Source organism: Belliella alkalica (genome assembly GCF_022549785.1).
Lineage (GTDB): Bacteria > Bacteroidota > Bacteroidia > Cytophagales > Cyclobacteriaceae > Belliella > Belliella alkalica.
In genome coordinates this window covers 17,662-30,083 of record NZ_JAKZGO010000011.1, presented here as the reverse complement: position 1 = coordinate 30,083, position 12,422 = coordinate 17,662, and the positions used below count along the sequence as shown (strand labels likewise).

Annotated in this window: 6 protein-coding genes; all 6 read left to right on the top strand. The window is 39.5% G+C overall.

The features are described 5' to 3' along the window. Positions 1–12: 12 nt before the first annotated feature. The 6 genes from MM213_RS13650 to MM213_RS13625 all read left to right on the top strand — a co-directional run bounded on the left by MM213_RS13650 (position 13) and on the right by MM213_RS13625 (position 12,410). A complete protein-coding gene (locus MM213_RS13650; protein WP_241413054.1) occupies positions 13–1,335 on the top strand; it encodes a TolB-like translocation protein in 1,323 nt (440 codons plus the stop codon). A gap of 863 nt (positions 1,336–2,198) precedes the next feature. Then, positions 2,199–4,433 (top strand): fasciclin domain-containing protein, encoded by a 2,235-nt coding sequence (locus MM213_RS13645; RefSeq protein WP_241413053.1) that lies wholly within the window; start codon positions 2,199–2,201, stop codon positions 4,431–4,433. 30 nt (positions 4,434–4,463) lie between these two features. Then, the gene (locus MM213_RS13640) at positions 4,464–7,730 is read left to right on the top strand and encodes a SusC/RagA family TonB-linked outer membrane protein (protein ID WP_241413051.1); all 3,267 of its coding nucleotides are present in this window, start codon (positions 4,464–4,466) and stop codon (positions 7,728–7,730) included. A 31-nt stretch (positions 7,731–7,761) separates the two neighbouring features. Continuing rightward, complete coding sequence (locus tag MM213_RS13635) at positions 7,762–9,249, top strand: RagB/SusD family nutrient uptake outer membrane protein (protein WP_241413049.1); 1,488 nt, start codon at positions 7,762–7,764, stop codon at positions 9,247–9,249. 26 nt (positions 9,250–9,275) lie between these two features. Continuing rightward, the gene (locus MM213_RS13630) at positions 9,276–10,967 is read left to right on the top strand and encodes a fasciclin domain-containing protein (RefSeq protein ID WP_241413047.1); all 1,692 of its coding nucleotides are present in this window, start codon (positions 9,276–9,278) and stop codon (positions 10,965–10,967) included. 90 nt (positions 10,968–11,057) lie between these two features. Beyond that, on the top strand, positions 11,058–12,410 hold the full coding sequence (locus tag MM213_RS13625) for a fasciclin domain-containing protein (protein ID WP_241413045.1): 1,353 nt from the start codon (positions 11,058–11,060) through the stop codon (positions 12,408–12,410). Positions 12,411–12,422 lie beyond the last annotated feature (12 nt).

Below are 12,422 nucleotides of genomic sequence, written 5' to 3'. Positions count from 1 at the left end.
AAACCAGTTATAATGAAAAACTATCAAATTTTAAATTCAATAACATTTCTATTGATCCTCCTGCTAATCCCAGAGATGGTCACTGCACAAATAGGAACAAGATTTCCTTCCGAGAAAAAGACAATCAAAGATCCTGAAACAGGCGTTGATTTGATTTTTTTGACCAGCACTCCAGCTGGTGATTCGAAAATCTACCCAACCCATCCGCAGTGGACAGCGGATGGAAATTGGCTGGTTTTTAGATCGAATAGGGTAAAAGGAGAAGCTTTGGCAGTAAATGAAAATTCTGGGGATATTGTCCAAGTCACCGAAGGAGGATATGATGGAATGCTTACACTTTCTCACAAAGATATGCGCTTGTTCTATATGAGAAAGCTGGATGCTGGAGATATGGAAGTGGTTTCTGTTGATCTGGGAAAGCTATTTGCAGACAGTGAATCAAAAAAGTTAAAGAAAAAGTCGACCTATGAAACCATTCATGGCATAGTACCGAAGTCCATGGGAAATGGTGGAGATATGGCATTGGACGCGGATGAGAAGACCGTTTATTTCAAAATCAATAAAGAAGAAGCTTCAAAACACATTGACAAAAGTGTGGCTATAGAGCCTAGTTTTGGTCCTAGGAACATGGGGGCTGGCCCTGGAGGAATAGCGAGCATGGACTTGAAATCAGGAAAGATTTCCCAAGTGGTTGCTGTCCCATTTCAAGTAGGTCATGTTCAGACTAATCCTTGGGTGGCTGGAGAGATCGTTTTTTGTTGGGAAACAGGCGGAAAGTCACCGCAACGTACTTGGACAGTGATGAAAGATGGTTCGGGTTTGAGGCCTCTGTATCCTGAGTCAGAATACGAATGGGTGACGCATGAAGCAGTAATCAGCAAAGATGAAGTGGCTATGGCGATCATGGGACATAGAGACATTGAATTCGATACCAAAGCAGAGAAAGAAACCTCAGCAGCCAACCCAGGTCAAGAGGCATCTTGGGGACCATCTGGTACAAGAGAGAAACCAACAGGTCTTGCCATCGTCAATCTCAGAACACGTGAGATGCGCATCGAAGGACAGACACCAAGTGGAAGTGGACTATGGCATGTCCATGGATCCCCAGATGGAAAATGGGCAGTTGGTGATGATTTCTCCAGAACTTTATACTTGATCAATAGGGAAACAAAAGAGATGAAAGTCCTTTCTACCGGACACAAAACCTCAGCAGCTGATCATCCGCATCCAACATTCAATCCTCAAGGAACCAAAATTCAAATCCAATCTGCCATGCTTTCTGAAGATAACAGGAGTATGAATATCTGTATCATTCCAGTGCCGGATAATTGGTAGTTCTTAGAAAAGTGAGTGAAAAGAAGCGAGAAATAAGATGCAAGATGCAAGAGACAAAGACATGAAGTTGGAAAATGAACAGTGTCTATAAAATTTAGCTCGAGATTTCTCTCAACGTTTGAAATGACTACCAAGTCACCTCGATCCCGAAAGCATTCGGGGGAGAGGTCTCGTCCCTTTCTTTAAACTGGAAAGTTAAAATTGAAGATGGGGTAAAATTCAGTATGAGATTTCTCCCCGTAATTCTACGGGGCAGGCTCCTTTAGTCGAAATGACTTGCATATAAAACGAGAGGATAAGTATAAAAAAAGTGTCAACTGTTTTCAGTACTTGACAAAGCTCCGCGGGAACCTTTCCTTCCCCCGATATGAATATCGGGGCCATTGGCACGGGAAGTTGCACTCCTCTAATTAAAACAAAGAAGTGTTACTTTTTTTTTGATTGCAGGTAAGTGGTAGTCAGTTAATTGAATAGTAAAAGAGAATTAAAGGTATTTTTTTATGACAAAACAACCATTCCAAATTAAGTATTGTGTTTTGGTGTTATTATGAAATAAACACTATTATTGCCCGATTGTTGAAATATTTTCAATAAAAGCGGGGTTTTGTTGATAAATAGGTTTTTTAGTACAGGTATCCAGAATATAAGAAATTTTTTAAGTAAAAAATGATATATAAATCAATAAAATTTTTGACCCGAATGCAGATACTACAGGATACCTTAAAAAACTGTTTTTCATAAATTTCGAAATAGGGTGAAATAGCAGAATTTTATTTGATTTGAAGGTCAAGTTCAATTATTCTGAAAAACAAAAAAAAATTCAGCTCTAGTCACCATTGATTATCAATAAACCAAAATAATATATGAACAAATTTACCATTAGAATTTATCTACCTCTATTGGCAATTATTATGAGTTTATCCATGATAAGCTGTCAACAAGAGTTTGATGAGTATTACGCTAGACCAGCCAACCTTGCTGGGCCAGTTTATCAAGTATTATCAGATTCTGCAAGATTCAGGGGGAATTTTGATCATTACCTGGCATTGGTAGAAAGAGCTGGGTATAAGGAGACCCTTAGTGCAGCAGGATATTGGACTGTATTTGCACCTGATGATGATGCTTTTGAAGCTTATTTTAGGGAAAAAGGGATTTCTGGAATCCAAGATATAGACGATGAAACAGCTTTTAAATTAGTGGCCTATTCATTGGTTTTCAATGCTTATGATTTAAATACATTAGGATTATACCAAACAGGCCCTGGAAATGACACGCTGTCTTCAGCATTTAGAAGAAAAACAGCATATTATACTGGTGTCGAGAGAAGGACTGTATATGGTGAACAGATGGAAGTCATAGGAGCCAATAGAAATGGTATTGGGACCTTTGCAGTCAATGACAATAACAATAAATATGTTCCGTATTTTTTAAATAATTATCTCAGACAAAAGGATATCACGGCAAGGGATATCGAAGCATTTTATAACAGGACATTTTCTGGTGCTCAAGTAGATAGAGCAAATATTGCAATCTCTAATGTGAGAGCTGAGAACGGTATAATCCATGTGATTGATCGTGTGATCGAACCATTGCCAAATATTGAAAACTACCTCGCAAGCAAGCCAGAATATAGCTTGTTCAAATCCATTGTAGAAATGGAATATAGGAATAGAGCAAACAATGTAGCTGTGAACTATGATTCTGAATCATACCCACAATTGACAGAAAGATATGGTGCTCTGCAGCAGCTTATGGGCCCAGTCCATGTGAAGTCTTATTCTGGTCAGTATGCTTTTGCACCAAACAATGAAAATTTCCTACGTGCGAATGTGAACGATGCCCAAACTGATTCATGGACGATTTTCGCACCAACCAATTCAGCTCTACAGCAATTTTTGGATGAAATCCTTTTGGAAAACTATGGCGCTCTGAGCAACGTGCCTGATGACATCATTTTTGATGTTGTCAACATGCATATGTTCCAATCAGCAGTATGGCCTAGCAAATTTAGAGACAATACAAACGCTCTTGGCGAAGCAGCTAGATTTGATTATGAATCAAATGTTATTGATAGAAAGGTACTTAGTAATGGATTGTTTTATGGAACTAATAAAGTTCAAGAAGGTAATTTCTTCTTCTCGGTATATGGAAAGCCTTATTTGAATCCTGCTTACAGTATTATGAGGACTTTATTGGGACCATATAGGTTTACAATTTCTTCCCCAGGCCAAAATTTTGGCTTAATCATGATGTCAAATCAACAAATAGTAGATGCTGGATTTGAATACAACCCTGGTACCCCTACTGAATGGACTTTCAATGGTAGTGGAAACCTTGCATTGGATAGAATTAACAGAATGTTGGAGTTATCACTGATTCAAATTGATAATCCGTCTGAATTGGCGGACCTTAATACTCCCAAAATCTTTGAAACTTTTGGAGGGGAATACATAAGGATCGAAAACAACCAAGTATTCGCATCAGGAAATGCAGACGAAGGTGTTGCTTTGGATTTTGATATCTCTAAATCACACTTGGCAAACAATGGCTATGTTTTGTATGTCAATGGGTTGTTGAAATTTACAGAAAAGACGCTAGCCCAAAGTATATTTGATGCACCTCAATTTTCAAGATTTTCTGATTACTTGAGAGGGTCTTCGCTTTACAATTCCAGTACTTTGCAGATTGAAGGGGTAGGTTCAGGAGCGTTTTTTACAGTTTTAGCTCCTTCGAATGATGCTATCGAACAAGCAGTTATAGATGGTAAGCTTCCTGCAGATCCTTTTACAGGAAACGAATTAGAGAGAGAGCAGATTGCTACTTTTTTAAAGTATCATTTCATACCTAGAAATACAATAGTGCCTGATGGCAAAAAAATAGTAAATCCAGCAGGGGAAGAATTTAATACGCTGTTTGTGACATTGGCAGGTGAAGCTCAAAAGGTCATCATTGACAATAGCGCCAATGGAAATAATCCTCCATTCACAATGACTGTAAGGGACAATAAGGGAAATGTTGCCAATGTAGTCATTCCCCAAAGTAATGTACTTGCAAATAGAGCTGTGATTCACCAGTTGGACAGAGTACTAGAATATTAATTAACAACCCCAAAACTAAAAAATATTTATATGAATAATTTTACTAAAAAGATGCTTTGGGTAGTCATGGGGCTCTGGATTTTCCTTCCGGAAGCAGAAGCCCAGACAGCTGCTTCTCAGCAGGTCACAGAGATAGTGAGAGGTAAGGTCATAGATAAAGATGATGGACTTGCCATCATAGGTGCGACTATCATGGAAATAGATAGGTCAGACGAAAGAACCATCCGTGGAATGGCTACTGATGTCAATGGTAACTTTTCCTTGAGAGTAAATAGTAAGCAAAACCTTCTCCGTGTCTCTTTTATAGGATACAAAACCCAAACAATTCCCATCAACAATCGCTCAGAAATCAATATATCTCTTGTATCTGATATAAGTGATCTTGATATAGCTGAAGTGACTGCCCAAAAATATGTGGATCAGGGAATGATGAAGATAGACCCTCGGCAAATGACTTCTGCTACTTCTACGGTAGATGCAGAATTGTTGCGCGAAATGTCAGCATTGTCTATTGATCAGGCTTTGCAAGGTAGAATGGCCGGAGTAGATATTGTATCCAACTCCGGTGATCCAGGGGCAGGAATGTCGATTCGTGTAAGAGGAACGACCTCCATCAACTCTTCTTCTGAGCCTTTGATCGTAGTGGATGGGATTCCTTTCCAGACAGAGACTTCTTCCTTTGATTTTGCGAATGCAAATGAACAAGAATATGCGCAGTTATTGAACGTTGCGCCAGCTGATATCGAGTCTATCACTGTGTTGAGAGATGCCGCTGCTACTGCCATTTGGGGTACTAGAGGTTCCAATGGTGTATTGGTTATCACAACCAAAAGGGGAGAAAAAGGAAAACCAACTATCAATTATTCATTTAGGGGGGCTGTCACTCAGCAGCCTGATCAAATTCCGATGCTTAATGGTAATCAATATTCTACCTTGATAGCAGAAGGTTTTATGAATAGTTTCGGTGTTCCTTTGAATACACAAAACACAAAAGAATTTTCCTATGACCCTCGGGATCCATATTACTTCTACAATTACAACAACAATACTGATTGGATCAATGAAATTACTCAATTAGGGTATATGCTTGATCACAATATCGCCTTGTCAGGTGGTGGTGAAAAAACGCGCTATAGAGTCGGCGTAAACAAAAACAACTCTGAAGGAACCACTGTAGGAACTGGTTTTGATAGGTTCTCCACCAGAATTTCACTTGATTATTTTGTGTCTAGCAAAATTAGAATTTTGACTGATTTGGCTTATACAAATTCCAAAACAACAAGAAGCTGGCGTCCAAATGTCAGAGGAGTAGCTTATGGAAGAATGCCTAACATGTCAATTTACGAATATGATATCAATGGAAATAGGACACCTAATTATTTCTCTCCAGAATTCAACATACAAGGGGGTTTTCCAGGAACTTACAATCCTGTGGCAATGGCCAGAGAGTCTCAAAATGTCGCTGTCAGCAACAGAATCATGCCAAAATTCACCATTCAATACGATATATTGGAAGGTTTGATGTTTCAGTCCGATGTAGCTTTTGATATTAATAATACAAAGACCGATGAATTTCTTCCGCAGATTGTCACTGGTCTGCCAATGAATAACCAAAATGTCAATAGAGCTACCAACCTTAATTCTGATCAACTGATTACTCAGACTTTTACCAAGTTGTATTATACCAAAGAGTTCAACGAAGACCACAGCTTGATGGCAATGTTGCTTTTCACCACTTGGGATCAACGAAATGATAGTTACAGAGTAGAGACTAGTAACTCTCCATCTTCTTTCCTTCGAGATCCGGCATCAGTATCAAGAGACAACAATATTTTCCTAAACACTTTCACCAGTCAGTCCAGAAGTGTAGGTGCGGTAGCTAATTTCCAATATAGCTTTAGAGATAAGTACATTGTCAACGGTGCCATGAGAAGAGACGGAAGCTCAAAATTTGGATCTAACAATCGCTGGGGTACATTTCCAAGTATCTCCGGTAGATGGAGAATCTCTGGGGAAAATTTTATGCAAAACCAGACTTTCATCGATGAATTGAGCTTAAGGGCAAGTTATGGACAAAGTGGAAATACCCCACGTGCGGATTATCTACATTTCAGTACCTATGCCAACCTGCCATGGAACTACATGGGGGAAGCTGGTATCGTTCCGCAAAGCCTTGAATTGACAAATTTCAAATGGGAGACTGTAACTCAGGTAAACTTCGGTTTGAACTTGGAGGTATGGCAAAGTAGAATTAATGTGGCTTTGGATGTTTACAGAAATAGAACAACAGATCTTTTTCTTGATAACCTGAGGATTCCAAGTTCGACCGGTTTCAATTCTATCAATATGAACATCGGGTCTATGGATAATCAAGGTTATGAATTGTCTGTTTTCACGACTTTGCATAGATCAAAAGACCTTACGGTGAATTTTGATATGAACATTGCAAGAAACGACAATATTGTCAGATCAATCAGTGAACTATATCAAACTGACAACTTGGAGCAAATGCAGTTCAATGGTAACTACTATATCAACATCCAAACAGGTCAGCCTTTAGGTTCCTTCTATGGCTACAAATACCAAGGTGTATATAAAGATGGTGAAGCTACGATCGCAAGAGACGCAAATGGAAATGCAATCATAGGTCCAAATGGTGATCCGATTCAGATGGTTTTCAATTATCCAAACACCAACTACCAGTTTCAACCAGGCGATGCAAGATATGAGGACATCAATAATGATGGTAATATAGATTACAAAGATTTGGTTTGGTTGGGTGATGCCAATCCAAAGTTATTCGGTGGTTTTGGTCCAAGGGTAAGGTACAAAAACCTTCAGGTTTCTGGTTATTTCAACTTTAGATATGGTGTGTCTATTGTCAACAAGACAAAGATGGATACCGAGAACATGTTCAACTATGAGAACCAGAATGCAGCAACTTTAAATAGATGGAGATTTCCTGGTGATGAAACCGACATGCCTAGAGCCTTGATCAGAACTGGATACAACTGGCTAGGTTCTGACAGGTATGTAGAAGATGGATCTTTCCTTAGATTCAGAACACTCACTGTAAGGTATGCAATGCCTAGAACTTTCCTTGAGAAAACCAAACTTGGTGAACTTAGCTTCTATATCACTGCAGAAAACTTATTCACTTGGACTAACTATACTGGACAAGATCCAGAAGTTGGAATGACAAGCAACGATGCAAACAGACTTTTCCAAATCGGATATGATGTTGCAAGAACTCCTCCTGTGAAAACTTTCACCCTGGGGATCAACACAAGGTTTTAAGCAAGGAATTCACATTTAAATAGAACTTACTATGTTGAAAAAATATATAAATACATTCATGATTGCTTTGCTTATTGTATTGAGCACAGGCTGCGACGGCTGGTTGGATATGCGACCAATCAATGGCGTAGTGAAGCAAGACTATTGGAAAACCAAAGAGCAGGTACGAGCTTCCATGTTTGGAGCTTATGCTTCAATGACGGGGAACTTCCGGGGAAGGCATGTGACGGAGTCCATGTTTCTTTGGGGTGAGCTAAGGGCATACATGGTTGGCCTGAACCAAGGGGCAAACTTCGATGACACACAAATTATCTTTGGTAATATCCAACCTGTAAATAGCATTTCGAGCTGGGCTGGATTGTACGGAACTATCAACCTTTGCAACCTTGTAGTGGACTATGCGGCGTTGGCATTGGAGACTGATCAGACCTTCACCGAAGAAGAGATGAAAAACTACGTAGCCGAGGCAAGAGCACTAAGGGCATTAATGTACTTTTATCTTGTGCGCACTTTCGGTGATGTTCCATTAGTGATCGATGCTGTGGATACCGATGAAGATGAACTTGCTCCAGCAAAATCTACCAAAGAAGAAGTGCTCGCCCAAATATTGGAAGATCTAAGCCTTGCGGAGATTGATATTTATGAAGGTCATGGAAATGATATTGCTTCAAAAGGAAGAATGACAAGATATGCTGTCAATGCCCTTCAAGCAGATGTTCACCTTTGGATGGAAAATTATCAATTGGCGTTACAGGCAGCTGACAAAGTTTTGGCTGGGCCTTATGGATTGGTTCCACAAGAAGAATGGGCAAGAGCCCTATTTATAGAAGGTAATTCAGTTGAGAGCATCTTTGAAATTCAGTACCAAGCCCCACAGAATAACCCATTTTTCCAAATGTTCAGTTTTGATCAAGGAAGAAGATTTATAGCATATCCTTCTGTACTGGAAGATATATATGGATTCAATCCTGAAGAGCCTGAAGATATCGATTTGAGGAGTATAGACGCTTCGCTCAAAACCTCCGGTGAGATTTTCAAATACACTAGTTTGGGCCCTAACACCAGAAGAGCTGCGACTGAGTCTTTTGCAAACTGGATTGTTTACAGACTTGCTGATGTCATGTTGATGAAAGCAGAAGCGCTGACGCAATTGAATAGAGGAGCAGAAGCTTTGGAAATAGTGGAGATAATTAGGGAAAGAGGTGGCGCAGCAATGTCTACTGAAGAAAATCCAGGTTCAGCAGACGGAGATGCTATTTTGAGATACATCCTAAACGAAAGGGCGAGAGAGTTTGCTTTTGAAGGTAAGCGTTGGTTTGATTTGTTGAGAGTGGCAAAGATGAGAAATTATTCAAACTTGGATTTATTGATCAGTGTCGCAATTCAAAATGCTCCAGTTACAAATCTGAATTCTATCATAAACCAACTCAGAGACACAAGGAGCCACTATTTACCAATCAATAATTTTGAATTGAATTCCAACCCGAATTTGGTACAGAATGAATACTACCTAAGATAATTGCTATAACCTAAAACATTAACGATATGAATACTTCCCAAATAACCAAAAAAGCACTTATTCAAAGTGGAGTTTGGTCTCTACTATTGATGTTGGGTTTGTTTGCCTGTGAATTTGAACCACCTGCAAATATAAATGTCTCTGATGATATGAATATCACGGACTACATTCGTAGCAAGCCAGAGCAGTTTTCTAGCTTAGAAAGAATATTGGAAGTTTCTAATACTGCATCTTACCTGAATGCTTATGGGACTTACACCTTCTTTGCACCGACCAATGAAGCTGTAGATTCTTATCTGGCAGGAAAAAACATCAATCTTAATACCCTCTCACAAGCTGAAGCTGCTGATATAGTGAGGTTCCACTTATTGAGTGATACTTTGTCTACGGCAAGCTTTACAGATGGCAAGCTTAAAGTCCCTACCCAATTTGGAAAATATTTGGTAACAGGTACTGAGTTTATAGACGGAAGGGCTGTATATAGAGTCAACAGACAAGCCACAATCACGCAGACAAATGTACCTGTAGGAAACGGAGTGCTGCATGTAATCGACAATGTGCTTTCTCCTCCAATTCGTACAGCCGCTCAAGAACTTGATGCAAATCCAGATTATTCAATTTTCACAGAGGCTTTGAAAGAAACTGGCTGGTTTGAAACATTGAACACTGAGGAGGAAAATGTTTGGTACACCGTGCTTGCAGAATCAAATGCAGTCTTGGCTGATGCAGGTTTCAATAGTTATGCAGAATTGAAGAATCGATTCTCCCATCTAAATGATCCTACCGATCTGAAGGATAGTTTGAACTTGTATGTAGCATACCATGTACTGACAGATATAAAGTTTGTAGCGGATTTATTGACTTCTACCGCACATGCTACAAAGGCTCCTGACGAAGTAATCACTATCAGATTAAAGGGAGAGCAGGTTTTGGTAAATGAAGACATGTTTTTTGGAGTCTTGGAGGAAGGTTCACCTATCATTAGATCAAGGAGTGATATTTCTGTAACCAATGGCGTAGTACACAGTGTCGATATTCATTTCAACTTGAAGCTTCGAGCTCCTACACCAGTATATTGGGATGTGGCAGAACAGCCAGAGTTAAGGCAAATGACTTCCATTTTCAGAGTTCCAGGTGCATCTGAATATTATTTCCGATTGGGAGAACTTTCAGGTATGACCTGGGCTGGAGGCGCTGTGAATGGTCTTGTTTCTTATGTTCCTCCAGGGCTGAATGAATTGTGGAGAAACCATGGTGATTTTATGAAGCTGCAGATCTTGGGAAATAGATTGGAATGGGTTCAAATGCAAACACCTTTGCTGGTAAGAGGTAGGTACAAGCTTTGGGTCACTTATAGACGTTTGGATTTGAGAAATAATTGTATCCTAAGAGTTAGCTTAAATGGTCAAGAAATCCCTGGAGCTCGACTTCTGAATACAGCCGAAAATTCCCCAAATGTCCCAGAGGATGAGTTGGAGGCAAGAGGTTGGAAGGAATACTTGGTAGGTGGAACTGATGGCAATAGATACATGTGTAGGTTGGTTGGAATCATTGATGTGACTACTACTGGTGAGCAGGTATTGAGATTTGACAGAGTATTCGGAAATGCAAGAGGCGGTGGAGGATTCCATGTGGATATGATTCATTTTATCCCTGAAGATATGAATCAGATCTGGCCGAAGTTTGGTCGTGACGGTCAGGCTGTATTCCCAGATTAAGCCAATATGCATGCCAAGGGTCGAATCAAGACGCATCTCTAGGATTGGTTCGATCCCTTTCAATAATCTAATTATCATAAACCGAATGTTATGAACAGAATATTTATATATGTTATCATTTTGATTTGCTTAGGGGCGTGTTCTGACCCTTGGGACGACCGATATCAAACAGGAAATGAAAGCGACAAGAATTTAGTTCAGCTTCTAGAAAATGACCCTGAGCTTACTGGTTTTGCTGAGTTGCTACGTACTTCCGGAGTGGCTGCAGAGATCACAGGAAATAAATCTTACACCATTTGGGCACCTACAAATACGGCCTTACAAGCTTTGCCATCTTCGATAAGAAACAACTCTGAAGCACTGAAAAGATTTGTTGGAAACCACATTGGTTTTCTTGAAAATTTCTCGATTGATGCTTCCGAGCCTATGAGAATCAAGATGATCAATGGAAAAACAAATACTTTTAATGGCAGCATTTTTCAATCTGCAGAAGCATCTGTAAGCTTGACCACAAAGGATATCCTTGCCAAAAACGGGGTGTTGCACAAAGTCAATGGAATCTTAGAGACCAAAGATAATATTTGGGAAATCATACAACAAGAATCTTCAAATGCTACCAATGGTTATATCCTAGATATGGTGAATATCAATGTGATAACCAATGTAAGAACTAATTACTTCCAAACAGAAGTGGTGGATTTGAGCAATGAAGATTCATTATATACTTATATAATGCTTACTGATGCAGCTTTTGAAAGCTTCAAAGAAGAGCTAAAAGTATATTATAAGGATACACTTCCCGAAGGGGAAATATTGAAAGCTTACACACTTGGAGTTGCCAAAGATTTGGTGCTGAAAGGTGCCCATTATGATGCTCCTCCTTCGATGTTGCTGTCTGTAGACAGTGTGGAAGTTTATTTAGATCAGGCAAACGTAGTGGAGCAGATCAATGCTAGCAACGGGGTGATTTATGTAATGGACAAATTTGACTTTAAGCTTTCAGACAAAATTCCAAATATCATTATAGAAGGAGAAGATTTCGATGCAGTCAGCGGAAGTAGAGACCGTGTTAGTATTAGACCGAGAAGCTGGGCTTCTGGTGGTAGAGATGTACTGGTAAGGGGTCATGGAACTGCAAGTTTTCACCTAACCTATCGCGTGCCTAATGCCAACTCTGTAAAGTATAGAGTCTACTGGCGAGCTGTCAATGATGATTATATCCCTAGAGACAACGAACAAAGAATTGCTATAAACGAAATTACCAATCCTACATTTGGTTACCAATGGGTGGTGAGAAATACCTTTGAGGAAGTTTTTGTGGGGGAATACGAAGTTGACCTTTACGGTAACCTGAATTTGCTTCTGACTTCAGCCTCTGTTACTAACAATGATTGGAATACGATGGTATTGGATTACATAAGACTTGAACCCGTTTTTGAATAAGCCTAAATTATA

What these genes read in the sequence shown, in the direction of transcription:
- MM213_RS13650 (WP_241413054.1), top strand. Translation starts at nt 13, where the DNA reads ATGAAAAACTATCAAATTTTAAATTCAATAACATTTCTATTGATCCTC.
- MM213_RS13645 (WP_241413053.1), top strand. Translation starts at nt 2,199, where the DNA reads ATGAACAAATTTACCATTAGAATTTATCTACCTCTATTGGCAATTATT.
- MM213_RS13640 (WP_241413051.1), top strand. Translation starts at nt 4,464, where the DNA reads ATGAATAATTTTACTAAAAAGATGCTTTGGGTAGTCATGGGGCTCTGG.
- MM213_RS13635 (WP_241413049.1), top strand. Translation starts at nt 7,762, where the DNA reads ATGTTGAAAAAATATATAAATACATTCATGATTGCTTTGCTTATTGTA.
- MM213_RS13625 (WP_241413045.1), top strand. Translation starts at nt 11,058, where the DNA reads ATGAACAGAATATTTATATATGTTATCATTTTGATTTGCTTAGGGGCG.
- MM213_RS13630 (WP_241413047.1), top strand. Translation starts at nt 9,276, where the DNA reads ATGAATACTTCCCAAATAACCAAAAAAGCACTTATTCAAAGTGGAGTT.